Annotated in this window: 24 protein-coding genes; 6 read left to right on the top strand and 18 right to left on the bottom strand. The window is 68.9% G+C overall.

The window, feature by feature from the left end; translation table 11 throughout:
* Positions 1-52: 52 nt before the first annotated feature.
* Positions 53-466, bottom strand: coding sequence for a DUF3237 domain-containing protein (locus JOD27_RS39395; RefSeq protein WP_204767459.1), 414 nt, complete (start codon positions 464-466; stop codon positions 53-55).
* Positions 466-861: an SDR family NAD(P)-dependent oxidoreductase gene (locus JOD27_RS39390; RefSeq protein WP_204767458.1), complete on the bottom strand. Its 396-nt coding sequence runs from the start codon at positions 859-861 to the stop codon at positions 466-468. Before JOD27_RS39390 ends, JOD27_RS39395 begins: the two co-directional genes overlap by 1 nt.
* Positions 862-965: 104 nt before the next feature.
* Between JOD27_RS39390 and JOD27_RS39385 the strand changes: the two genes are divergently transcribed.
* Positions 966-1952, top strand: coding sequence for a PHP domain-containing protein (locus JOD27_RS39385; protein ID WP_204767457.1), 987 nt, complete (start codon positions 966-968; stop codon positions 1950-1952).
* Here JOD27_RS39385 and JOD27_RS39380 read toward each other — a convergent pair.
* A complete protein-coding gene (locus JOD27_RS39380) occupies positions 1915-2493 on the bottom strand; it encodes a hypothetical protein (protein ID WP_204767456.1) in 579 nt (192 codons plus the stop codon). The genes JOD27_RS39385 and JOD27_RS39380 overlap by 38 nt on opposite strands.
* Positions 2494-2731: 238 nt before the next feature.
* On the opposite strand from JOD27_RS39380, the gene JOD27_RS39375 reads away from it, so the two are divergent.
* The 3 genes from JOD27_RS39375 to JOD27_RS39365 all read left to right on the top strand — a co-directional run bounded on the left by JOD27_RS39375 (position 2732) and on the right by JOD27_RS39365 (position 4685).
* A complete protein-coding gene (locus JOD27_RS39375; RefSeq protein ID WP_204767455.1) occupies positions 2732-3370 on the top strand; it encodes a sensor histidine kinase in 639 nt (212 codons plus the stop codon).
* A complete protein-coding gene (locus JOD27_RS39370; protein WP_204767454.1) occupies positions 3367-3993 on the top strand; it encodes a response regulator in 627 nt (208 codons plus the stop codon). Before JOD27_RS39375 ends, JOD27_RS39370 begins: the two co-directional genes overlap by 4 nt.
* Positions 3994-4058: 65 nt before the next feature.
* A complete protein-coding gene (locus JOD27_RS39365; RefSeq protein ID WP_204767453.1) occupies positions 4059-4685 on the top strand; it encodes a response regulator transcription factor in 627 nt (208 codons plus the stop codon).
* A 59-nt stretch (positions 4686-4744) separates the two neighbouring features.
* On the opposite strand, the gene JOD27_RS39360 is transcribed toward JOD27_RS39365, so the two are convergent.
* The 11 genes from JOD27_RS39360 to JOD27_RS39310 form a co-directional block, all read right to left on the bottom strand.
* Positions 4745-6040, bottom strand: a complete 1296-nt coding sequence (locus tag JOD27_RS39360; protein WP_204767452.1) for a COG1470 family protein — start codon at positions 6038-6040, stop codon at positions 4745-4747.
* Positions 6041-6130: 90 nt separating this feature from the next.
* The gene (locus tag JOD27_RS39355; protein WP_204767451.1) at positions 6131-9118 is read right to left on the bottom strand and encodes a VWA domain-containing protein; all 2988 of its coding nucleotides are present in this window, start codon (positions 9116-9118) and stop codon (positions 6131-6133) included.
* Between the two features lie 2 nt (positions 9119-9120).
* Positions 9121-10068: an NADase-type glycan-binding domain-containing protein gene (locus tag JOD27_RS39350; protein WP_204767450.1), complete on the bottom strand. Its 948-nt coding sequence runs from the start codon at positions 10066-10068 to the stop codon at positions 9121-9123.
* A complete protein-coding gene (locus JOD27_RS39345; protein ID WP_204767449.1) occupies positions 10065-10601 on the bottom strand; it encodes a phage tail protein in 537 nt (178 codons plus the stop codon). Before JOD27_RS39345 ends, JOD27_RS39350 begins: the two co-directional genes overlap by 4 nt.
* Positions 10602-10678: 77 nt before the next feature.
* Positions 10679-12604, bottom strand: a complete 1926-nt coding sequence (locus JOD27_RS39340) for a putative baseplate assembly protein (RefSeq protein ID WP_204767448.1) — start codon at positions 12602-12604, stop codon at positions 10679-10681.
* On the bottom strand, positions 12604-13005 hold the full coding sequence (locus JOD27_RS39335; protein WP_204767447.1) for a GPW/gp25 family protein: 402 nt from the start codon (positions 13003-13005) through the stop codon (positions 12604-12606). Before JOD27_RS39335 ends, JOD27_RS39340 begins: the two co-directional genes overlap by 1 nt.
* A gap of 4 nt (positions 13006-13009) precedes the next feature.
* On the bottom strand, positions 13010-13294 hold the full coding sequence (locus JOD27_RS39330; protein ID WP_204767446.1) for a PAAR domain-containing protein: 285 nt from the start codon (positions 13292-13294) through the stop codon (positions 13010-13012).
* Between the two features lie 10 nt (positions 13295-13304).
* Positions 13305-15074, bottom strand: a complete 1770-nt coding sequence (locus JOD27_RS39325) for a VgrG-related protein (protein ID WP_204767445.1) — start codon at positions 15072-15074, stop codon at positions 13305-13307.
* Positions 15067-15804, bottom strand: a complete 738-nt coding sequence (locus JOD27_RS39320) for a CIS tube protein (protein ID WP_204767444.1) — start codon at positions 15802-15804, stop codon at positions 15067-15069. Before JOD27_RS39320 ends, JOD27_RS39325 begins: the two co-directional genes overlap by 8 nt.
* The gene (locus JOD27_RS39315) at positions 15801-16229 is read right to left on the bottom strand and encodes a phage tail protein (protein WP_204767443.1); all 429 of its coding nucleotides are present in this window, start codon (positions 16227-16229) and stop codon (positions 15801-15803) included. The genes JOD27_RS39320 and JOD27_RS39315 overlap by 4 nt, the downstream gene beginning before the upstream one ends.
* A 9-nt stretch (positions 16230-16238) precedes the next feature.
* Positions 16239-16664 carry a hypothetical protein gene (locus tag JOD27_RS39310; protein WP_204767442.1) on the bottom strand — a complete coding sequence of 142 codons (426 nt, stop codon included), beginning with the start codon at positions 16662-16664 and terminating at the stop codon, positions 16239-16241.
* Between the two features lie 423 nt (positions 16665-17087).
* Here JOD27_RS39310 and JOD27_RS39305 point away from each other — a divergent pair, with 423 nt between their 5' ends.
* Entirely contained in the window at positions 17088-17480 is a 393-nt protein-coding gene (locus tag JOD27_RS39305) for a hypothetical protein (protein ID WP_204767441.1), read from the top strand.
* 1092 nt (positions 17481-18572) lie between these two features.
* On the opposite strand, the gene JOD27_RS39300 is transcribed toward JOD27_RS39305, so the two are convergent.
* The 4 genes from JOD27_RS39300 to JOD27_RS39285 are packed head-to-tail and all read right to left on the bottom strand — an operon-like array spanning position 18573 to position 21105.
* Positions 18573-18743, bottom strand: coding sequence for a DUF6760 family protein (locus JOD27_RS39300; RefSeq protein ID WP_204767440.1), 171 nt, complete (start codon positions 18741-18743; stop codon positions 18573-18575).
* Positions 18740-19108, bottom strand: coding sequence for a hypothetical protein (locus tag JOD27_RS39295; RefSeq protein ID WP_204767488.1), 369 nt, complete (start codon positions 19106-19108; stop codon positions 18740-18742). The genes JOD27_RS39300 and JOD27_RS39295 overlap by 4 nt, the downstream gene beginning before the upstream one ends.
* A 20-nt stretch (positions 19109-19128) precedes the next feature.
* Positions 19129-19572, bottom strand: a complete 444-nt coding sequence (locus tag JOD27_RS39290; protein WP_204767439.1) for a phage tail protein — start codon at positions 19570-19572, stop codon at positions 19129-19131.
* 15 nt (positions 19573-19587) lie between these two features.
* Entirely contained in the window at positions 19588-21105 is a 1518-nt protein-coding gene (locus tag JOD27_RS39285; protein WP_204767438.1) for a phage tail sheath family protein, read from the bottom strand.
* A 238-nt stretch (positions 21106-21343) separates the two neighbouring features.
* On the opposite strand from JOD27_RS39285, the gene JOD27_RS39280 reads away from it, so the two are divergent.
* Complete coding sequence (locus JOD27_RS39280) at positions 21344-22708, top strand: CBM96 family carbohydrate-binding protein (RefSeq protein WP_204767437.1); 1365 nt, start codon at positions 21344-21346, stop codon at positions 22706-22708.
* Positions 22709-22738 lie beyond the last annotated feature (30 nt).

Here is a 22738-nt window from a genome sequence, read left to right as displayed (position 1 = left end):
ACGCTTCCGCAGTCGCCGACCCGATCGATACCCGCCGAAGGTCGGGTGAATTTCACCGCACCTCGCACACCTCGTAGGTGAGGACCAGGCCGTCGAGGACACCCTTCGCGACGGCCTGCACGCGGTTCAACCAGCGGTAGCGGTCGTCGCCGGTCTCGAAGAGAGGAGCGGCGTAGAGCGGCGCGCCGAAGCCATTCGAGACGTCGACACGTCCCGAGTAGTGCAGATACACGAAAGCGTCGTCGTGGGTGCGCAGCACGGAACGGACGTCCAGGGTCGCGGTGCCGTCCGGGCCGATGGTCAGCCAGTCCGCGGTCGACGTGCCGTGCATCGTGCCGCGCAACCGCTCGCCCTCGAACGTTCCCGACTCGACCTCGTAGATCAAACGGTCGCCGGCTGGCGTTTTCGGGAGTGTGTAGGGCTTCCGCAACCTCGCGGTCATCGTGCCCAGCGGTACGAGCTCCATCACGCCACCGTCCCGCCGTCGACCACGAGGATCGAACCGGTCGTGTAGGCGGAGGCCTCGTCCACCGGTCCCAGCGAGGTCTTCGCGACCACCGCGGCGTGCAGGTCCTCGCTGGCGACGATCGCCGCCGAAAAATCGGTGCGGACCACGCCGGGCGCCACCGCGTTCACCCGGATTCCTGCCGGGCCGAACGGCGGTGCGGCACTGGCGTTGTTCACCAGCACGTCGAGGCGGCCGAAGCGCTCGACAGCCGGAGCGGCCTCCTTGGTCGTCTCGGCCGCGGCAACGCTCGCCCCCGCACGGGCCAGCGCGCGCACCGACTCCAGACCGATGCCACGGGTTCCGCCTGTGACCAGCGCGACGTGTCCTATCAGCGAAAACGGGTTGCTCGCCATGGCCGCGAAACTATGGGCCGCCGTGCCGGGCGACAACGAGCACCGCTTATCTGCCGGGAAACCCCATACACGGCGTGTGGAGTGCGATTTTGGTAGGAAGAGGTATGGATCCGGTCAAGGCGTTGAAGCAGGTGGCGTTCCACCTCGAACGGGCGGGCGAGCCGACCTACCGCGTCCAGGCCTTCCGCAGGGCGGCCGCCGTCATCGCGGACCTCGACCCGGTGGAGGTCGAGAAACGCGCGAAACTCGGCACGCTCACCGATCTGAAAGGCGTCGGGAAGGCGACGGCCGGTGTCGTCCTGGACGCCTTGGCGAACCGCGAACCCTCCTACCTCGCGAAGCTGCGGCACGTCGACCTCTCCGGCGGCGAGGAGCTCCGCGCGAGGCTGAAGGGCGACTGCCACGTCCACTCCGACTGGTCCGACGGCGGCAGCCCGATCAGGGAGATGGCGGAGGCGGCCCGCGACCTCGGCCACGAGTTCATGGTGCTGACCGACCACTCGCCGCGCCTGACCGTCGCTAATGGACTGTCCAGGGCCCGGCTGGAGAAGCAGCTGGAGGTCGTCGCCGAGCTGAACGTGGAACTGGCGCCGTTCCTGATCCTCACCGGCATCGAGGTCGACATCCTCGACGACGGCTCGCTCGACCAGGACGACGACATGCTGGAGCGACTGGACATCGTGGTCGCGAGTGTCCACTCGAAACTGAAGATGCCGAAGGCGGAGATGACCGAACGGATGGTGACCGCGGTGTCGAACCCGCACGTCGACATCCTCGGCCACTGCACCGGCCGGCTCGTCGTGGGCAGGGGCCGGCCGGAGTCCCAGTTCGACGCGGTACGGGTCTTCGAGGCCTGCGCGGAGCACGGCACGGCCGTCGAGATCAACTCACGGCCGGAGCGCCTCGATCCGCCGCGCAGGCTGCTGAGCCTGGCCGTCGACGCCGGCTGCACGTTCTCGATCGACAGCGACGCGCACGCGCCCGGCCAGCTGGACTGGCTGAACTACGGCTGCGCGCGGGCGGAGGAATGCGGCGTCACGCCCAAGATGGTGATCAACACGCGGCCCGCATCAGCGCTGCTGTCCGGGTGAGGTGCTCGTACCACGACACCAGCGGGCCGGTGTCGGCCAGCGCGCGTCCCAGCGCGACCCGGCACAGGTCCCTGACCGGCTCGGGGTCCCACTGCGCCAGCAACTCGTCCAACGATCCCAGCGACCCCAGCGCGTACTGCTCCAGGCCCACGCAGATCGGCACGACCGTCCCGTCCGCCTTGACCACGAGCGGATCGACGCGCACGAACGCCGACGGATCCGACCGCAGCAGCGCGGCGGACGTGACGTCGAACTGCACCTCGACGGCGTCGTCCTCGGCGACACGATTCAGCTCCACGGCCGCGTAGACGAGATCGACCCGATCGACGCCGTACGGCCGCACGCGGACCTTGCGTGCACCCTTCCCCACGGCGTAAGCGGCCATTTCCCGCAGCGATGACACGTTCGACGGCACGAGGTCGATCAACACGGTCACCCGGTGACTGTTCGCGGCGCATTCACCCACATCGTCCAGCCCGACCACGAGCTCGGCACCCGGCACGGCGGCGAGCCAGCGAGGGTCGTGGACCTCGACTCCCATACCTGTATGGAGCACCCATTCGGCCCACAAATACCTCGTACCGCTCATCGGGCCATTTGGCTTCTCCACCTGGCTGTATCAGGGCCGCCAACGCTTCCATCGAAGTGCGGAGAACCCCGTCACCCACTCCCGCCACAGCGGTGAATGGGCCGTTCAGGGGACTTGGCGTCACACCATCGGGAATACCCGAAACGGGTGCTGACGCAGGAACGACGTCATCTTCGGGGAGGGAGGGAGCATGCGCCGCCAATTCATCGTCCCAGCGGAGTCGTGCGCCCGGAGTGCGGCCGAAGCACGCCGGGCGGTGCTGCGAGATCTCCACGACGGTGTCGGCCCGTCACTCGCCGCTGTCGCCCTGGGGCTGCGGTCGGCACGGCAGCTCCTCACCTCCGACCCGGCCGCGGCGGCGCGCATGCTCGCGGTGCTCGAAGAGGAGATGCACTCCGCGATCGACGACATCAAGGCGCTGGTGGCAAGCGAGAACCCGGCCTCGGTGGCGAAGCACGGCCTGACCGGGGCGGTCGAGCGGTTCGTCGCCGTGCTGCGCTCGCGGCTGCACGTCGCGATCGACGTCGTGCTGCTCGGCGAGATTCCGCCGCTGCCCGACGCGGTGAGCGTCGCCGCGTACCGGATCATCCGCGAGGCGCTGACGAACGTCGTGACGCACGCCGAGGCGCGCACGTGCCAGGTGCGGCTGTGGTTCGACGCCGAACTGCACGTCGAGGTGGTCGACGACGGTGTGGGAGCGGCCGAGGTGGCGGCGGGCGTGGGGCTCGCGTCGATGCGGCAGCGCGCCAGCGATCTCGGCGGGAACTGTCGCGTCGAGCCCGGCCTCGACGGCGGCACCAGACTCGCGGCCGCACTGCCCCTGTCATGACGTTGCGCGCGCTGGTCGTGGACGACCACCCGCTGTTCCGCCGCGGCGTGATGGCCACCCTGATCGACAACGGCATCGAGGTCGTCGGCGAGGCTTCCGGTGGCACCGCTGCCGTCGAGCTCGCGCAGCAGCTGCAACCCGAGGTGATCGTGATGGACCTCAACATGCCGGATCTCGGCGGTGTGGAGGCGACGCGCCGGATCGTCGCGGCACAACCGTCCGCACGCGTGCTCGTGCTGACGATGTTCGAGGACGACGAATCCGTGTTCGCGGCGATGAAAGCCGGTGCTCGGGGGTATTTGGTGAAGTCCTCGCGTCCCCAACAGATTGTGGACGCTGTGCGCGCGGTCGGCGAGGGTGAGGCCATCTTCAGCCCTGCCGTCGCCACGCGGTTGCTCGACTTCTTCGCGACAGCACCACGTCCGAGCACGCTCCCGGAGCTCACCGGGCGCGAGCGCGAGGTCGCCCGCCTCATGACGGACGGCAAGGGCAACGCCGCGATCGCCAAGGAGTTGTTCCTGAGCACCAAAACCGTCCGCAACCACGTGTCCAACATCCTCCGCAAGCTGCAGGTCGCGGACCGTGCTCAGGCCGTAAACCTGTTCCGGGACACATCGGGATGACTGCCCCTGACGACCGGGACGTTCCCGGTCGGATGATTGTTGTGCCGCCGTCAGAAGGGGAGCTGATGAACGCCGAGCCCGTCACCGTCGTCCTGCACGCCACCGACTCCATCACCCGCGCCGGCGTGACCGTCGCACTGCGCTCCCGGCCGGAGATCCGGCTCGTCGAACCGGAGACCGCGGAGAGCTGCGTCGCGCTCGTCGTCGCGGAACGTCTCGACGAGAACGTGCTGCAACTGCTCAGAAAGCTGCAGTGCCAGCCCAATCCCGGCATCGTGCTCGTCGCCGGTGACGTGGCCGACTCCGAGCTGCTCGACATCGTCGGCAGCGGTGTCTCCGCAGTGCTGCGCCGCTCCGACGCCACCCCGGACACGCTGGTCCGGTTGATCCGCGCGGCACACGCCGGGGAGGGGTCGCTGCCCGCGGACCTGCTCGGCCGGTTGCTCGGCCGCGTGTCCCAGCTGCAGCGCAACGTGTTGCGCCCCAACGGGCTCAACCTCGCCGGTATGTCCAGCAGGGAGACCGAAGTGCTGCGGATGATCGCCGACGGTCTGGAGACCAGGGAGATCGCGGAGCGGCTGTGCTACTCGCAGCGGACGGTGAAGTCGATCCTGCACGACATCACCAACCGCTTCCAGCTGCGCAACCGCGCTCACGCAGTAGCCTTCGCACTCCGCGAAGGCCTCATCTAGGACGATGAAGGGAACCTTCAGCCACAGGATGGTTCCCTTCATCGACCTCGCCGCTGACGTCATTCCGCCCGCCCGTTGAGGACGACCGAAGGCGTGCACGCGCCCTTGGGCTGCGGGTTCTGGCAGCTAACCCGGAACACGATCTTCTCGCCCGGCTGGAACCGCAGCGGTTCCTGGACGTGCTCGTCGCGGTCCCGGAAGTTCCCGAGCCCGATGACCCTGATGACGGTGCGCGTCCCGTTCGCGTCCCGGACGAGCTGGGCCGTTCCCGTGTCGCCCTTGGCGTTCTCGAAGAAGATGTCCTTGACCAGAACGGTCTTCTTGTCGTCCGGCGGGGTGAAGGACACCTCGGTGAACGAACTGGTGTTCGCCACGATCGGCGCGGTGACGTCGATCCGGAACGTCACGGACTCGCCCTTCTCCGCGGGCTTGGGCAGCGTCGGCGTCCCGCTCGTGTCGCCCGGCTTGAGGCCCAGCGCGCCCAGTGCCTGCTCGGCGTTGGCCGCCGCCTTCTTCGACTCCTCCTTGGCCGCTCCCGCCGCGCCGGCCGCGTCCTCGCTCTTCTGCTTGATCTCCGCGCTCTCCTGCTGCATCGCCTCACGGGCAGCGGACTTCACGGCGGGCTTGAGCACGCTGAACCACAGCGCCGCCAGCGCACCCGCGAGCAGGAGCAGTGCGATCAGGGCCGGCAGCAACCACTTCGGCAACAGCTGCCGCTGGACCATCGTGCCCTGCGCCAGCAGCGGGTCGCCCTGCTCCGGCATGATCTCGACCTGGAACGGATGCCGCTTCGGTTCACCGCGCAGGAACGTCCTGCGCGGCTTGGCCTGCAGCCGCACGAACGCGGTGGTGCCCGGTGGCAGCGAGATCTCCGAGCGGTCGAGCCGGAAGTCCAGCTCGTCCTCCGGATCGATGGCCCGCAGCCGCAGCAGCGCGGGCGAGTTGCCCACGTTGTCGACGGCGACCTCGTACTTGGCCTTCCGTCCGCCCTCCGCCTTTGCGGGCACCAGTTCGGCGGCCACGTCGGTGAACGCGCCGACCGTGACGACGCCTTCCTCGACGACCGAGCCGTGCGGGTCCTCGCGCGAGATGACGCGGACTCCGAACGGGACGGAGCCCGCGTAGACGCCCGTGGCGCGCGGTGGGGCGAACCGGATGAGCACGGGCGCGGACTCACCGGGGTTGAGGTTCACCACCGGCGGTTCGGCGTGGCTCCACGACGCGGCGTCGCCGACGACGTCGACCGTGAACTGGTCCACCAGCTCGCCCGCGTTGCGCACCATCACCTGGCAGGTGACGTCCCCGCCCGGTGCGACGGCAAGGTCCGAAGTGGACAGTGTCGCTGTTGCTCCCATGACTGGCAGTCTCCTTCTTTCCCTGTCGCCGCACAGCGGCGGTGGAGGCGTGACCGGGTGCGCCCATCTCTGCCCGTTGGGGAAGCCCGATCAGCCGCGTACGACGAAGTCCGACGGTTGCACGGTGCTCGGCAGCGCGAGGAAGTCGCCCGACTTCACCTCGCCGAACCTCGTGCCCCCGACGGAGGTACCGGTCGCCTGCCGGGTTCCTTCGGTGTCGTTGTGGAAGACCAGCATCTGCGCGGAGAACGTGCCGTCGGCGGTGACGATCTCCCCCGGTGTCTCGGAGATGCCGGGGTTCCAGCCGAGCCGCACCCTGGCGCCCGGCGGGAAGTCCTTGCCCTGCACCGAGACCACGCCGCCGAGCGGACCCGCCTGCTGGTCGAGGGTCAGTGTCGGCTGCTTGATCACGATCTGCGTGGTGGCGACGTTGTCCGCCGCGTCCTCGTCCGGCCCGGTGGCGATCACGACGCCGACGAGCTCGCGGTCGACGGCCTGGGTGGCCGGGATCGTGAACCTGACCTCGGTCTGACCGTCGGGTCCGAGCGTGCCGACCGCGCACTCGGGGTCGCAGCCGAACGCGGAGGCGACCACCCGCACGTCGGTGAGCGTCGAGCCCGAACTGTTGAGCAGCTTGAACGTCACGGTCACGTCGTCACCGCCGACGAACGCCGGCCGCGGGCTCGCCGACATCGCCAGCGAAAGCGATCCCGTTCGTTCCAGCACCTTCACGGTGACCCTGGACGTGATCGTGCCGACCGCGGCAGTCATCACGTGCTCTCCCGCCGTGACACCGGTGGCTTCTCCGCTGACGACCTTCCGGTCGCCCGGTGCGATCGTGCCGAGGTCACCACCGGCCGGCCCGCCCGTCAGGCCTTCCGGCACGGTCACGGTGAGCGTGGCCGGTGCGGGTGCGAAACCGGTGTTCGCCACGACGACCTCGATCGTCGACTTGCCGTTGAACGGAATCTCGGCCGGTGTCGCGGTCGTGGTCACCGTGAGCCGCGGAAGTCGTCGCACCGCGGGCTGACTGGCGTTCTTGGTGAGCGATCGCGGTGTGCCGTTCTGCACGGCCACCGTCCACAGGTCCGGTGGCGACTCCACGTCCGACGCGGCGAAGACGATCCTGGTGCCGTCCGGGAGCCACGCCGGGCTCCTCGGGCGTTCGACGTTGGAGCCGGTCCTGACGATCACACGGGCGCCGGTGCCGTCGGCGTCGACCGCGCAGATCTGCCCGTCCTGCGTGACGGCGAGGGTTTTGCCGTCCGGCGACCACGCCGGATCCTCGCCGGGCCGGTTGCGGCACGGCTCGCCGAAGCGCTGGGACAGGTTGATCTGCGCGCTGCCGTCCGGTGTGACGAGCCAGACCTCGGGGCCGTCCGGAGCGGCCGAGATTACGGTGACGAGCGCGGTGTCGGTGCCGGTGTTGCCCTGGGCGTCGGTCGCCGTGCAGGTGACTCGGGTGACGCCGATCGGGAACTTCGAGCCGGACGGCGGTGTGCAGACCGGCGTGAGCGGACGGTTCTGGCTGTCGGTGGCGCTCGCCTGGTAGGTGACCGCGACATCGGCGCCGTCCTGGGCCTGCACTGTCACGTCGTCGACCCGCACCACCGGCTTGACCAGGTCGGCCACCCGCACGGTGACGGTCTGGACGTGGCCGGGGCGGGCCGTGGGCTCGTTGTTGAGCCGGAACTCGATGGTGCAACGCAAAGTGGTGCCGGGAGTGGTGCTCGGGGAGACCGTGAACTTCTCGGCGAACTTCACGTCCTCGCCGCTCTGGCCGGTGACCGGTCCCGGCGGGGTCAGCTCGACGGTGAGACCGGTGTCGCACTTCGGCACCGGCGTGACCGTGACGTCGAGGTCCTTGATGCCGTCGAGGATCGCCGCGCGGATCTTCTCCGGGCCGGCGCCCTTCACGTACTTCTGCAGCGAGCCCTTGGGGTCCTTGATGATCTCGTCGATCTGCTTCTTCGAGTTGAGCCCGACCCGGGCGTCGCCGCTGTCGACACCGACGGTGCGGATGTTGGCGCGCTTGAGCTCGACGATGGCGTTCTCGACCGAGTCCTTGCCGGTGACGAGGTTCTCCGCGGTCGGCTCGTCACCGATGATCACGACGACCTTGCTGGCGTCGGACCGGAACTCGAACTCGCGGGTGGCGGTCTCGATCAGCGCGTTCGCCCACACCTCCGTGGACTCGGGGTCCGTGACCAGGTCGATGGCCTTGACGGCGGCCACGGCCTTGTCGACGTTGTCGGTCAGCTCCAGGCGGCGGTGGAACGCCTCGTCCTTGTTCTCCGCGCCCGCGTAGGTGGCGACGCCGAACCTGGTCTCCGGCTGCAGCGTCTTGACCTCCTCCATGATCTTTCCCAGCTGGTCCTGCACACCTGTCAGCTCGTCGCGCATCGAGCCGCTGATGTCGATGAGCACCACAACGTCCGGCTTCGGCGGGATGCGCGAGGTGTGCACTACCTGCTCGAGGTCGAACGTGCTGCCCTGACGGGACGGGCGATCGGTGTCGGGCACCGTGATCTCCGGCCGCGGCGGGATGATGTTGCCGGAGCGCCGGGTGATCGCGATGGTCTTGCCGTCGGGTGACCAGTCCGGCTGGGTGTCGCGGGCGCTGAGGTGGCTGGGAATCGGGATCTCACCGGTCTTGGCGCCATCGGACACGCGGTGGATCTGGATGATCGGCCTGGTGCCCTCGCCGTCCGGGACGCGGGTGACGGCGGCGATCATCGTGCCGTCCGGGGACCAGGCGGGTTGAGACTGCGGTCGGGCTTCGGTGTTGAGGCGCCTGGGGTTCGTGCCGTCGGCGTTGGCGATCACGATGTGGTCGCCGTCGGCGTAGGCGAGCTTGGTGCCGTCGAGAGAGAACGCCGGTTCCTGCTGGCTGCCAGGGCTCTTCGTGAGGTTGGTGCGCGTGTTTCCGTTGCTGTCGACGGTGAAGAGATCGCGGTCGTCGTTCTCCGAACTGGAGAAACCGATCTTGAACGGCTCCGGCTCGGGTGCCGGTTGGGCCCGGCTGACGGGAACCGGCGTGGCGAGCAGCGCCACGAGCACCAACGGAAGTACGCGCATGGTCACTTCACCTGCTTCTGGAACAGCTCGATCTCGCTGATCACCACGTCGGTGCTCTCGCTGGACGGGTAGACGCCCGCGATGAGCACCTGGACCTGCTTGACGCCGTCACCGTTCTTGATGTCGTGGTGCTGCTGCTCCGCCGAGTCGGTGAGCGGGATGTCGAAGGTCTTGCCGGTGTCGAACACCAGCGTGAGGCGTTGCGGCCGGGCGGTTCCCAGGTACTTCTTCGGGTTGCCGTTGTAGACGATCATCCGGCGCAGGTCGGTGGCGTGGTCGAACTGGATGGTCAGCGCCGCGGTCTTCGCGTCGGGCGCCGCCCAGTAGGTGCCGTAGTCGTTGTCCATGGCCAGCGCGGCGGGATGGTCGGGGCGTTCCTGGGACGCCGTGAGCGAGCTCTGCCGCACCGGCACCCAGTCCTCGACGAAGAGATCGACGACCGCGTCCTTGGCCTGGACGACCTGGGTGTTGACGTTGCTGCGGAACGGCGGGGAGAACCCGTACAGCCCGCCGAACAGCAGCACCACGACCGCGAGCGCCCACCGGAAGGCCTTGCCGATGCCCTGGCGGACCTTGGTCGTTCGCTTGACGCGACGCGGCCGGCTGCCGTGCTTCTTGTACGTCGGGCCTCGCCTCGGCACCCAGCGCTTCCACCACGGTTGCTTCCGCGTGACCGCGTCGTGCAGCGACTGACCGCAGACGCCGCAGAACTTCCTGGTGGGCACGTTGCCCGAGCCACACTGGCCGCAGATCAGATCACCCGGCCGGGCCTGCCGCCGCATCGTCTGTTGTGGACGGTGGTGCGGCTGCGGCTGCGGCTGCGGCGCGTCGTCCGGACGGACCGCGCCCGTCTGCACCCTGGCACCAGTCCACTTCAGGAAGTCGCCGCAGTTGCCGCAGAACTCCGCGTTGGGCGCGTTGTGCTCTCCGCAGGTCTGGCAGACGATCATGTGGTCACCTCGATGGTCGTGGCGACGTGGGCGGGCACCATCCGGCGCACCGCCGCGGTGATCCGCACGCTGTCGACCGCGGCCGGGTTCGGCACCCGGATGCGGATCAGCACGTGCGCGGGGGAACTGCCCGGGATCGGGCCGTGCGGGCGCTGGGACACCGCGATGCCACCGCTGTCCGCGATGTCGACCCGGCCGCCGGTGAGGAGCCAGACGTGTTCGGCCAGGCCTCGTCTGGTACCGCGGAACCTGTGCAGCCGCACGGCTCTGGCGACCAGCTCGCGGCGCTGGGCCGAGGTCCAGCTCTCGTCGAGGTCCAGCGCCACCCAGCCGGCCAGCCAGTCGACGAAGTCCGCGGGGGCGAGGCGCGGGTCGAGGTAGGCGGCGAAGCAGTCGAGGACGGTGAAGACCGGGGCGACGACCTCGTCGAGGGCCTGGGTGAAGCGCTGGGTGAAGTCGTCGTCGGTGTAGACGGCGGGCATCCGCTCGCCGAGGGGATGTGGGGAAATCAGGTCGTCCACAGCACTACGCATTACCGCCCCCTCGCCCACCGCCACCTGCCGCCCGGCGGGGTGACGGGGAAATGAGACCTCCGATCGCGGTGCACATGTCAGCTCCTCACCACTCGCACCTGGTGCCCGTAGGAGAAAGCCAAGCCGTTGGGAGGCAGGTCGACCCGCTGCACCGACTGTCCCCTCTCCCCGGTCAGCAGGTTCGCCGCGAACAACCGGACGTCCTCGACCAGCTCGACGCCCGGGATCCGTTGCAGCACCGCGTAAACCTCACCCGAGTGCACCGGCCGCCCGAACGGCCAGCCGTCGCCGTCGGCGCCACCGCGGATCGGGTCGAGGTAGTCGCCCAAAGCGTCCATCGCCCTGGCCCTCACCGCCTCGGTCGGCGTCCCGTTGCGCGCCTTGAGGTCCGCGACGACCGTGACACCCTGGTAGAACGGCGGCTCCACGCTCACCCGCGCCCCGACACACCGCCGCGCGTCGAGGTGCCGGGCGATGCGTTCGAGCGTCTCCTGGTCGACCTGGAACGCCGCGAAGTTCGGCTCCTCGTGCTCGGCAACAGCGGGCACGACCAGCACGCGCACGCCGTCGTCGCCCGGCGCGCACCGCACGCGTGCGACCTCCGGAGCGGCTTCTCGCGCGAGAATCTCGTAGTCCTCGGCCGTCACGGCCCTGTCCCGCGTCCGCAGCGACAGCGGGCCTCGCAGGGCCGCGTCCTCGACCGACTCCCCCGCGACACCGCCCCTGCCGGGCTTGCGGTTGGTCACGTTGCTCACGAACGGCACCGGATCCCGTTGCACGGTCACGAGGTTGCGGGCGACGTTGCCCCGCAGCCCGCCACCGGTGCGGTATTCGGGGACGCGGATCGCCGCGGACTTCGCGGGCACAGCGCCGTAATGCCGGAGCGTGCCGTCCTGCTGCCGCACCGCAGGGCCGAAGATGATCTGGCCCTCGATGTTGTCCAGCAGGAAGTGCCGGTCCTCCGGCCCCGACTCGACGAACGCGGGAACCTCGGTCCAGGTCTCCCAGCCGTCGGTGGTGGCGACCTCGACGGTGATCGGCGCACCCGCGACGACCGGCGTGCGGGCGAGCGGGAACCGCTGACCCGCAACACCTTCCGAGACACCGAGGGTCTCGCCCCGCACGACATCGGCGTGCACGGCCTCGGTCGTGCCGCCGATCGTCGCCGCCGTGACGTCGCGGATCTTCGGTGAGCGCTGGTAGAACGGCTGGCCCTGCCACACTTCCGCGGCACGGCAGCGCAGCCAGCCCGCGCGCTGCCTGACCAGGATCGACGTGGTGTGGCCCTGGGGGACGTGCACGACGACGTCACCCGCGGAGTTGAAGCCGCCGTTGGTGAAGTGGTCGACCTCGCAGGCGGTCCAGCCCTCGCTCGTCCAGGCTTCCCACACCCACGGCGGGTCGTCGGGGTTGATGCCGGAGCCCATCGGCTCGCAGTCGAACCTGAGCAGCACCGCGCAGCCCGGGACCGCGGTGGACAGGCCGAACAGCACGGCGTCGCCACGTTCCGGCTGCTCGCTGAACGCGGATGGTTCCTTGCCCGCCTTCAGGTCGTCGGTGCGGTCGACGGGCTGGCCGTTCGCGGTCGCGGTGGCCAGGTGCGAGAGCTCGCAGGGCACGATCGTGAGCGGGCGGTCGACGGTGAAGACTACGGGTTCCTCCACACCCTTGCGCTGGGTCGCGACCTGGTTGCCCCGCGGGACCTCCACGGGTGCCGGCTGAGGTGCGGACAGCCAGTAGGTGACGTCCACGCGTGCGGCGGTCGGAGCGAACAACTTGACGCCGATCAGGTCGAGGAACTTGAGGTAGTGCAGCCGCGGCACGCGGTTGAGCCGGTACATCAGCTCGTCGACCATGTGCGCGAAGGCCTCGATCAGCGTGACGCCGGGATCGGAGACGTTGTGATCGGTCCACTCGGGACAGTGCTGCTGAACGCGGCGCTTGGCCTCGTCGACGAGCTGCTGGAAGCGCCGGTCGTCCAGGTTCGGCAAGGGAAGCGGCATCACGCACCGTCCTCGTGCGGCGGTATGACGTAGAACGGGAAGACGAGGTTGCGCGGGTCGTTGGTGTTGCGCAGCGTGTAGCGGATGTCGATCAGCAGGGTGCCGCTGTCGACCTCGGCGAAGTCGACGACGACGTCGGCCAGGTCGATGCGCGGTTCCCACCGCTCCAGCGACTGCCGCACCTCGTAGGCGATCTGCCCGGCCGTCGTGGAGTCCGCGGGCGCGAACACGAGGTCGTGGATCGCGCAGCCGAACTCGGGCCGCATCGGGCGTTCCCCCGGCGCGGTGGCGAGGATCAGCCGGATGCTCTCCACGATCTCGCGGTCGCCGTCGACGAGCGCCACCGATCCCGTCGCGTCGGTGCGAACGGGAAAGCTGAGGCCCCTGCCGATGAAGTCCACCTGGTCACCCTCCGATCAGGACGGTCGGGCAGCCGGGCGGCAGGATCGGCGCACCGCAGCCGCTCATGTCGCCCACGCGGGCCGCGGGCCTGCCGCCGATCAGCACTGTCGGGCAGCCCGGCGGGATGATCGGCGTCGGCGGGTGCACGGCGGGCGGCGGGAACGAGCAGGTGTGCAGGTTCCCGACCGTCGCGGCGGGCAGCCCGCCGATGAGCACGGTCGGGACACCGGGCGGCATGATGACGCCGGGGTGCCCGGTCAGGTCTCCGACTCTCGCTGCGGGTGGCATGGTCAGTTCCTCAGTTGATCTTGACGATGGAACCCTTGACGGTGAGGACACCGCCGGCCGTGACCTCGGTCTGCGCTTGACCGGCGATCTTGACCTGGGTGCCCTCCGCCTTGAGCTCGGTCTGTGCCGTGACGGACACCTTCTGGCCCTTGAGCTCCAGCGGCCCGGTGCCGGCGTCGACGGTGATGCCGTTCTGCGCCTTGACGTTGATGGTCTTGCCGCTGGTGATCTCGACGTTCTGCGACTTCTGGTCGAGCTTGACGACGAACTTCCCGTCACCGCTGGAGATCACGATGCCGTCGTCCTCGACGAACTCGACCTTGTGGCCCTTCCTGGACACGAACCCGCGCGCCGCGATCTCGCCGTTGCCGCTGTCGACCGGAGGTTTGCCGAGCTTCGGCGGCTTGTCCTTGCCGTTGTAGAGGCCGCCGAGCACGTACGGCGCGTCGAAGTCGCCGTGCTCGAAGCCGACCAGCACCTCGTCGCCGACCTCCGGCAGGATCACCGTGCCGCGGTTCGCTCCGGCGCCCTGCTGTACGGTCCTCGCCCAGACGCTGGTGAAGTCGGCCGACAACCACGGGAACTTGACCTGGACGCGGCCGATCTGCAGCGGGTCCTTGGCATTCGTGACGACCGCGGGCACGAGTCCGTTGAGGGGCTTGGCGGTGGTGCCGTGGACCAGGCCGTAGAGCGAACGTTCCTGCTTGCCCGACACCGTGAACTCCGTGGTGTAGCCGGTGTGTTCGGCGAAGAGATGCCTGGTGCTGGTCAGGGTGTACTTGCCCTGGAACGGTTCGCCGACGTTGGCGAGCGCCACCGCCACGCCCGCCTTGAGCTCCGGGTTCCCCCTCGCCACGCCGGTGAGCTCCGCGCACGAGCCGCCGAGCTGCGCCGCCAGCGCTTCCGCCGCGGTCTTGGCCTCGGCGTGAGTCCGGTAGGGCAGACCGGCTTCGAGGTGGGGCGGCGCCTTGAACTTCTTGGCCAGCTCCGTCGGGTTGGCCTGCTGCACCTCGACACCAGCGGTGTTCGGGACGGCGGTCGCCACGACCTCCTGCTTGTTCTCGAAGTCCCAGCCCCTGACCTGGACCTCCGGCACCTGCCCCGCCGTCGTGATGCCCGCCCTGAGCGCCACGAGCGTGCTGTGCATCTCGAGCACGAGCGGGTTGGACTTGGCTTTGGCGTTGGTCTGCGGCGCCGACGCGGGCGGTTCCGGCAGCTTGAAGTCGAGCTTGCCGTCCTTGACCGCGATCTGCGCGCCGACGGTTCTCGCCAGGCGGCTCAGGAACTCCCAGTCGCTCACGTTGTCCTGGCTCAGCTGGGTGTCCGGCCTGCCGCCGAAGCCGGGCACGTTGTCGATCGAGCCCGTCTTGATGTTCGCGCGTTCGGCGACCTTCTTGACGACGTCGCTGACCGTCATGTTCGGGTAGACCGCGACCCGCTTGCCGCGGAACAGCCGGTGCGCCTCGTCGTAACCACGGACCTCGGTGAAGGTGCCCTGGGCGTCCAGCTCGATGCCGACGGCGGTGATCTCGCCGCTCATCAGCGGTTTCGGCCCGCCGGGGTCGGCCGTCTGGACCTTGAGGGCGGCCTTCGCGCCTATCGTGAAGTGCCCCTTGGCGAGCACGACGTGACCGGGGTCGCGGAACCGCAGCACGAACATGTCCGGCAGGTTCCGGCTGTCGTCGACGTAGGCGTAGGTCAGCAGCAGCTTGACGTCCGCGGGCAGCGGCTTGCCCTCGACCTCGACGACCAGGTTGTTGGCGAAGCTCTCGTTAGCCATGCTGGATCTCCTCCAACGCCGGAACGAGCACGGTCGAGCCGAGCCGCAGCCGCATCGGGTCGTCGATGTCGTTGGCCTCGGCGATGTGACGCCACAGCTCGGGGTTGCCGTACGCCTTGTACGCCAAGGACTGCAACGAGTCGCCGGCCGTGAGCGTGTGAGCGTCCCGCGCGGCCAGGGCACCGCTGGTCGGGTTCTGCCCGCCGGGTTCGCCGCTGACCTCCTCCAGGTTGACCGTGCACACCGCCCTGACCGGCATCCCACCGGGTGTGAAGAGCGTGTACTTGGCCGAGACGCTGGAGACGAAGCTCGGGAAGCCCTTCGTGGTGCCCCACTGGAAGATGACCCACGGCGGGGTGCCCTTCCCGTCCTTTCGACTGTCCTTTGTGGGCACCGTGAGGTTGAAGAGCTGCTCGACGGTCTTGATGGTCGCGTCGCCCATGGTGTCCGTGGAGTCGAGGAAGATCTCCAGGCTCAGCTTCGCAGGCTCGGCCCCCTTGAACTCGGGAACGCCCGCCTTGGCCGCGTTGGGCTGCGCCTGCCGCTGCCACTTGGCGTTCTTGGCGAGCGTGAGTTCCTTGGGGTTGAAGGTGAACTTGATGACGTCCAGCTGCGCCCCCGGCTTCTGCAGCCCGCCAGGCTTCGGCGGCTCGTGCGCCGTGATGGTGGCGTGCTCCATCTTCTTGGACGTGGTCGCCGACGACCCCGCGCTCGTGAACGTGACGGTCATCGCGCGTCCAGGAACCCGTGATGCGCCAACTCGAGCGTCTCGGTGGCCACCTTGGTCTGCTCGGCGCTGAGCTGCGGCCCCGTCCATCGCACCGGCACCACCTCGGCCAACGACCAGCTGGCGATGATCCTGCCTTCGAGAGTCTTCGCCTCGATGACCGCCGTTCGCCGCTTGATCCCCGCCGCCATGCCGGCGATCCAGCTCGTGATCTTCTGGCTGTCACTGGTGACCGGCCGCGTCAGCTTCACGTTGGGGTACTTGATACGCGTGGGCAGCTGCCACACCATTCCGTTGTTGCCGCCCTCTTCCCGCTGCTCGATGACGAACTCGCACCCGAGCCCCTCACAACTGTTGAAGGGCCCCAGGTCGTCCTTGTCCACCGACACGTAGAAGCAGACGGCGACAGCTTCCTCTGGTGCGGTCATGGCATGTCCTCACAGGTCGGTGAGCGCCCCACGACGCTCACGGTCGAGCCACAGATCGGCCTTGAGCCGGCGCAGCAGGGGGTCGTACAACTTCCGGAGCAACTCGTCGGCGTTCTGCCCTGGGCTCGCCACGGGCTGGGGTGCCTCGCTGCGCTGCACGACGGGTGCTTCCTGGGTGTGCCGGACGGGTTCGGGGTCAGGCGTGCGGGCGACCACGACCGTCGGTTCCGGGGCTGGTTGCACCACAACGGGCGGGGCTTGCGGCTGAGCAGCCGGGATCCGCTGCACGACGGGCTCGGCTCGGGGCAGGACGGGCGCGCTTCGGGTCGGAACGGGCGCGGCTTGGGCCAGGACGGGCGCGGTTGGCGGCAGGACGTGCGCGGCTTGGGCCAGGACGGGCGCGGTTCGGGGCAGCGCAGGCACAGTTTGGGCCACCACGGTCACGGTTGGGGGCAGGACAGGCGCAGTTTGAGCCAGCACGGGCGTGGTTCGGGCCACCACGGGCACCGTTGAGGGCAGGACAGGCGCGGCTTGAGCCAGCACGGGCGCAGTTTGAGCCAGCACAGGCGTGGTTCCGGCCACCACCGGCGCGGTCGAGGGCAGGACAGGCGCAGTTGGGGCCAGGGCGGGCGTGCTTGTGGGCAGGGCTGGCGCGGTACCGACGGACCGCTGTGCGACCGATGCGGTCTCGGCGGCGGTCGGCACCGGCGTGGCAGGACTGTCGGGCCGAGTCAGAACCGTCAGGGCTGGGGCGTCCCCGACGAGTCGCTGTGCCGTCGGCGGTTCGGTGGCTCGCGCTCGGTCGGCGTTGCCTTGGGGAGCAACCGTTGTGGACGCCCTCTGCACCATCCGTACTGCGTGGTCCTGGGAGGGTTGCTGCGCGGATGCCGCGATCGGCGGCCCGGCCACGGAACGCTGGACGACATCCCGGCCGATGTCGGCAGCACGCGGCAAGGACGGCTCAGCGGTGCTCGCGGACGAGTCGCCGACATCAAGAACAGGCAGCTGCTCGGCGAAACCCGCGATCGGCGCCGACTCGCCACCAGCTGCCACGCGACCGGCGTCGACAACCGGCGCCGAGGAACCCTGTTCTGCCACTACAGACCGCTGAACGACATCAGCACGCGGACCAGCAGCCACCCCACCAGAATCTCTGGCCACAACACGCTGAACGACATGCGACCCGACCGACTCGCCACCAGCCCCGAGAACCGCGATCGGCGTCGAGCCACCGGGCTCTCCCGCCTCTGAGCGCTGAACGACATCAGCACTCACCTCACCGACGTCAACAACCCGCGAGGGCTCCGCGAAACCCGCGACAGGGTCGGATGAGCTCGGCTCACCAACGGAACGGCTTGGAGCCGACTGCGCCGGACCGGGCTCGGACGGTTGCCGCACGATCGGCAGGCCGAGTCCCGGGGTTCGTGGTCCTTGGTTGGTCGCAAACCGTTGCACGGACGGTGCAGCCGGCGATCGCGACTCCGGCAGTCCGCTCATGTCGGCGGCACGCTGCACAGCAGGCGCATCGGCACCGACCAGGGGCTTCACCGGGTCTGCAGAAACAGCGCCAACCCCGGAATCAGCCTGCGCCTCAAGACCACCAGGAACCCCAGGCCCGACCAGCGGCGCCACAACAGCAGCATCGGAATCGGCAGGTGCCCCCGAACCGACAGGTTCGCCAGATCCGGCGAGCGGCATCACCACGGCATCAGCGGACTCACCCGCCACCACCGGACCGGTTCCCCCGGACATGTCCGGACCGACATCCCGCTGCACGACAGCCGGACCGGACGGCCGCACCGCACTCCCACCCGACCTGACCTCGCCACCCACCGATCGCTGCAACACCGACGAGATCGGCTCCCCGAGACCCAGCCTTCGCGGCCGCGGCTCCGGAGCCGACCGAGGCGGCTCCTCCACTGCGGATCGCTGCACGGCAGGCACAACCCCCGGCGAAACCTCCACAGCAGGAGCAACGCCCGGCGAAGTCTCCACGACAGCCAAAGGCGAAGGCTCGACAACGGAAGGCCCCGCGTCAGCCTCAGGAACCGAGACCATCCGGGACACCACCACACCTTCCGACGGCGGCTTCCACTCACGAGCCGAAGGAACAGCCACGTCGGAGATCGACCCGGAAGGCTCCCCCGCCCCCACCGCATGCGCCAGCGGCGCCAGGAACGAGGGGTTCTGCCACGAACTCAACGTCGACGTGAAGGAGGACACCGGGTTGATCAGCGGGTGCGGCGCCACGACTCGCTGCAAAGGCGGCAATGTCCGCCAGTCGGCCCGGACAACGGGCAAAGCAGGCTCAGCGGAACGCCGCCGAAAGGGCCACACAGCAAGTCACCTCCCCGAACTGACACTTGACGTGATCCGCGTGTTGATGCGGCCGATCTCCTCCACGTACCGCAGCCGGTCCGCGTGCTCCATGTCCAAAATGGAGTCGAGCGACCAGTGGAAGTGGTAGGCGACGTACGCGACCTCCGAGTACAGCCGGTCCGGCGCGTACGTCACGATTCCCCCAGGCGCCCACCCGCGATGTCGACCTCGAACCCGTGTCCGCACGAGGGGCACGCGACGGCCGAGCGCGTGTGCCCCTCGCTGTTGATGCGGCGGTACATGTCCTGCAGGAAGGCCAGGTCCGAGGCGAACAGGTTCTCGATGACGCCCGCGTGCACGTCGGTCACCGAGCCGAGGCGGACCACGACGCGGCCCAGCAGCACGACCGTCAGGAAGGCCGCGTTCTCGCGGACTCGGTCGTCCCGCAACGGGATCAGCTCGTCGCGGGCCGTCGCCAGACGCATCACGCCCGACTTGTGCACGGCACCGGAGTCGTCGACGTAGCCACGCGGGAGCTCGAACGCGAACTCCGTCTGCATGACCGGCGCAGCAGAGCGTTTCACTCGACTTCCATCTCCTCGTAGGTGACCGTGAGCTTCTCGGTCAGCACGGAGGTGTCGCCCGCCTTCAGCGTGCCGATCTCCAACGCCTTCGGCCAGGCGCGCATGATCTTGTAGCGCTTGATGGGCTGGCCCTCGTAGTCGTAGACGACGACCACGCCGTTCTTGCGGGCGCTGCTCATCTTGCCGAAACGGGAGTCCTTCACCCACTTCTCGAAGGAGTTGTCGGCGGTCAGGCCTCTGGTGAAGACGACCTCGCCGGCCTTCATGCGGCCGGGCAGCTTCTTCACGACGTACTTGCCGTCGGCCATGTTCTGCTTGAGCTCGATGACGTCCTGTTCCATCTTCAGGCCGGTCACCTCGGAGATCTGCTTGATCGTGATGCCGTCGACCTCGAGGCCGAACGAGTGGCCTACCGACGTGTCGAGATCAGGGAGTGCCATGTCGATGAACCGCCTTTACTCGTTGACCAGACTGGTGCCGCCCTGCATCTGGGCGAGCCGGAAGATGACGAACTCCGCGGGCTTCACCGGCGCGACGCCGATCTCGCACACGACCTGGCCGAGGTCGATGCCCTCCGCCGGGTTGGTCTCGCGGTCGCACTTGACGTAGAACGCCTCGTCGGGCGTCAGGCCGAACAACGCGCCCTTGCGCCACTCCATCACGAGGAAAGCAGCGATGGTCCGGCGGATCCGCGCCCACAGGGCGTCGTCGTTCGGTTCGAAGACGACCCACTGCGTACCGTCCAGAATGGACTCTTCGAGGTAGTTGAAGAGCCGCCGGACGTTCAGGTAGCGCCACGCCGGGTCGGACGAGAGAGTCCGCGCGCCCCACACGCGGATGCCGCGGCCGGTGAACGTGCGGATGCAGTTCACGCCGATCGGGTTCAGCAGCTCCTGCTCTGCCTTGGTGAGCTGCGTCTGCAACGCCACGGCGCCGCGCACCGTCTCGTTCGCCGGGGCCTTGTGCACGCCGCGCGCCGCGTCGCTGCGAGCCCAGACGCCCGCCATGTGGCCCGACGGCGGCACGAAGACGTTGTCCGAAGTGGACGGGTCGTAGACCTTGATCCACGGGTAGTAGAGCGTCGCGTACTTCGAGTCGTAGCCCGCCTCGGTCTGCTTCCAGTTCCTCACCTGGTCCGCGGAGAGGTCCGGCGGCGGGTCGAGGATCGCCATGCGGTCACCCATGAGCTCGCAGTGCGCGATCATCGCCGACTGCACGGTCTTCACCGCTTCCAGCGTGATCAGCCCGCGCTGGTAGGAGCTCATCAGGTCGGGCACCGAGATCATCGTGATCTCGTCGACGGCTTCCAGGCCACCGAAACCGGTGCGGTCGGCCACGTCGCCCACGTAGTCGTCGGCCACGACCTTGCGCGGCACGGGTGGCGGCGTGGGAGCCTCGCGCAGCGCCACGGAAGCCTTGTCGGGACGCGCGAGCGACGCTCCGGCGACCTCCTCGACCGTGATCAGCTTCGAGGCCGTGTTCACGACGGTGAGGACGTTCTCCTTGCCGCGCTTGGACGACACCTGGTGCGTCTCGACCACCTTGCCGTTGTCCTTGACGATCAGCGAGAAGCGGTCGTCCGGCTGGTTCTCCCCCGCCGGGTCGCCGACCTCGACGGACAGGCTGCCCGCGCCGAGCTCGCGAGCCGACACGCGGTAGCCGCCCAGCTGGGCCTGCGGGCCCGCGGGCAGCTCGGCCTGGCTGGAGCGCGCGCCGCCGACGCGGACGACGTAGCAGTTCGTGCCACCGTTGAGGAAGTAGCCGTAGACGGCCAGCGGCAGGTAGCAGCCCTCGACGAAGTCGCCGAACTTCTCGGTGTACTGCGCCCAGTTCGACACCAGCGTCGGGGTGTTGTAGTCACCTTTGGCCGCGAACCCGACGAACGCGGCGACGGCGGTGCCCACGCCCTCGATCGGGCGAGCACCTGCCTCCACCTCCTCGACGTACACGCCCGGCGAGAGATAGGTGGGCATCGACGGCCTCCCAAGTCGTACGGAACCCTGTACGACTCATGCTGCGGGGACCTGCGCAAACCCGACACGACCGCGCGGCGGTGCCGGAGGGAGCCGGTGACTGCCCGAAAGGGCAGCCACCCCTGAGGGGGATTTTCCGCCCGTTCACCAAACTGCCGCCCTGTGATCACCGCACACATCTCATTTGAGCCCTACCCTTCCCGACGGTCCATGTCCGCCAACAAGGAAGTGCGCTGGCATGTCACATCGCAGGGCTCCATTAGCCGTGCTCACCACGGTCGTCGTCACGGCGGCCACCCTCACCGCCTCCACGACGGCCCACGCGGCCACCACCACGTTCACGCCCACCGCCGACACCTACGTCGACAGCGCCGCCACCGGCACGAACTTCGGCACGTCCGGCCAGCTCGGCGTCGACAACTCGTCGATCAAGCGGACGTTCCTGAAGTTCTCGGTGTCCGGCCTCACCGAGACGGTCAGCAGCGCCAAGCTGCGCATCCACACCGACGACGTCACCGACGCGCAGAGCCCGAACGGTGGCACGTTCCGGTCGATGACCAACACAAGCTGGTCCGAGTCCGGTGTCACCTACAACGCCCAGCCCGCCATCGACGGCGCCACGCTCGGCACGCTCGGGTCGGTCGCCCGCAACGCCTGGTACGAGATCGACGTCACCAGCTACGTCACGGGCAACGGCACGTTCAGCATCGGTGTCACGTCCAGCAGCTCGGACGGCGCCGACTACGACTCGCGGGAGTCCGGCGCCACCACGGCACCACAGCTCGTGATCACCACGGGAACGACCCCGCCCCCGAGCGGTGATCCGGTGTTCGTCGGTGCGGGTGACATCGCGGACTCCGGTTCCGGCGACACCGCGACCGCCGCGCTGCTGGACAACATCCAGGGCACCGTCTGGACCACGGGCGACAACGCCTACCCCGACGGCACCGCGTCGAACTTCTCCACCTACTACGAGCCCACCTGGGGCCGGCACAAGGCGCGCACGCGGCCGTCGCCGGGCAACCACGACTACCACACCAGTGGCGCCACCGGGTACTACAACTACTTCGGGGCGCAGGCCGGGCCGTCCGGCCGGGGTTACTACTCCTTCGACCTCGGCAACTGGCACATCGTGTCGCTGAACTCCAACATCAGCATGGCGGTGGGCAGCGCCCAGGAGCAGTGGCTTCGCCAGGACCTGGCGGCGAGCACGAAGCCGTGCACCGCGGCGTACTGGCACCACCCGCTGTTCACCAGCGGCGCCAACCACGCCCCGGACACGTCGACCAAGCCGTTGTTCCAGGCCCTTTACGACGCCAACGCGGACCTGGTGCTGTTCGGGCACAACCACCAGTACGAGCGGTTCGCCCCGCAGAACCCGAACGGCGGACTGGACACGGCACGCGGCATCCGGACGTTCGTCGCGGGCATGGGCGGCGCCGGCGCCTACAGCTTCGGCACGATCAAGCCGAACAGCGAAGCCCGCAACACCGGCACCCGCGGTGTGCTGAAGCTGACGCTGCACAGCAACAGCTTCGACTGGCAGTTCGTCCCCGAGGCGGGCAAGACCTACACCGACAGCGGCACCACCAACTGCCACTGACGTACTGCCACGCCACAACCGGGCTGGAGG

Source organism: Lentzea nigeriaca, from assembly GCF_016907955.1.
In the GTDB taxonomy this organism is placed as follows: Bacteria; Actinomycetota; Actinomycetes; order Mycobacteriales; family Pseudonocardiaceae; genus Lentzea; species Lentzea nigeriaca.
The sequence above is the reverse complement of the archived record's forward strand: the minus strand, read 5'-3'. Positions and strand labels throughout refer to the sequence as shown.

Excerpts from the sequence above, each read along its gene's own strand:
- JOD27_RS39395 (WP_204767459.1), bottom strand. The coding sequence starts at position 466 with ATGGAGCTCGTACCGCTGGGCACGATGACCGCGAGGTTGCGGAAGCCC.
- JOD27_RS39390 (WP_204767458.1), bottom strand. The coding sequence starts at position 861 with ATGGCGAGCAACCCGTTTTCGCTGATAGGACACGTCGCGCTGGTCACA.
- JOD27_RS39385 (WP_204767457.1), top strand. The coding sequence starts at position 966 with ATGGATCCGGTCAAGGCGTTGAAGCAGGTGGCGTTCCACCTCGAACGG.
- JOD27_RS39380 (WP_204767456.1), bottom strand. The coding sequence starts at position 2,493 with ATGGGAGTCGAGGTCCACGACCCTCGCTGGCTCGCCGCCGTGCCGGGT.
- JOD27_RS39375 (WP_204767455.1), top strand. The coding sequence starts at position 2,732 with ATGCGCCGCCAATTCATCGTCCCAGCGGAGTCGTGCGCCCGGAGTGCG.
- JOD27_RS39370 (WP_204767454.1), top strand. The coding sequence starts at position 3,367 with ATGACGTTGCGCGCGCTGGTCGTGGACGACCACCCGCTGTTCCGCCGC.
- JOD27_RS39365 (WP_204767453.1), top strand. The coding sequence starts at position 4,059 with ATGAACGCCGAGCCCGTCACCGTCGTCCTGCACGCCACCGACTCCATC.
- JOD27_RS39360 (WP_204767452.1), bottom strand. The coding sequence starts at position 6,040 with ATGGGAGCAACAGCGACACTGTCCACTTCGGACCTTGCCGTCGCACCG.
- JOD27_RS39355 (WP_204767451.1), bottom strand. The coding sequence starts at position 9,118 with ATGCGCGTACTTCCGTTGGTGCTCGTGGCGCTGCTCGCCACGCCGGTT.
- JOD27_RS39350 (WP_204767450.1), bottom strand. The coding sequence starts at position 10,068 with ATGATCGTCTGCCAGACCTGCGGAGAGCACAACGCGCCCAACGCGGAG.
- JOD27_RS39345 (WP_204767449.1), bottom strand. The coding sequence starts at position 10,601 with ATGCGTAGTGCTGTGGACGACCTGATTTCCCCACATCCCCTCGGCGAG.
- JOD27_RS39340 (WP_204767448.1), bottom strand. The coding sequence starts at position 12,604 with ATGCCGCTTCCCTTGCCGAACCTGGACGACCGGCGCTTCCAGCAGCTC.
- JOD27_RS39330 (WP_204767446.1), bottom strand. The coding sequence starts at position 13,294 with ATGCCACCCGCAGCGAGAGTCGGAGACCTGACCGGGCACCCCGGCGTC.
- JOD27_RS39325 (WP_204767445.1), bottom strand. The coding sequence starts at position 15,074 with ATGGCTAACGAGAGCTTCGCCAACAACCTGGTCGTCGAGGTCGAGGGC.
- JOD27_RS39320 (WP_204767444.1), bottom strand. The coding sequence starts at position 15,804 with ATGACCGTCACGTTCACGAGCGCGGGGTCGTCGGCGACCACGTCCAAG.
- JOD27_RS39315 (WP_204767443.1), bottom strand. The coding sequence starts at position 16,229 with ATGACCGCACCAGAGGAAGCTGTCGCCGTCTGCTTCTACGTGTCGGTG.
- JOD27_RS39295 (WP_204767488.1), bottom strand. The coding sequence starts at position 19,108 with ATGCAGACGGAGTTCGCGTTCGAGCTCCCGCGTGGCTACGTCGACGAC.
- JOD27_RS39290 (WP_204767439.1), bottom strand. The coding sequence starts at position 19,572 with ATGGCACTCCCTGATCTCGACACGTCGGTAGGCCACTCGTTCGGCCTC.
- JOD27_RS39285 (WP_204767438.1), bottom strand. The coding sequence starts at position 21,105 with ATGCCCACCTATCTCTCGCCGGGCGTGTACGTCGAGGAGGTGGAGGCA.
- JOD27_RS39280 (WP_204767437.1), top strand. The coding sequence starts at position 21,344 with ATGTCACATCGCAGGGCTCCATTAGCCGTGCTCACCACGGTCGTCGTC.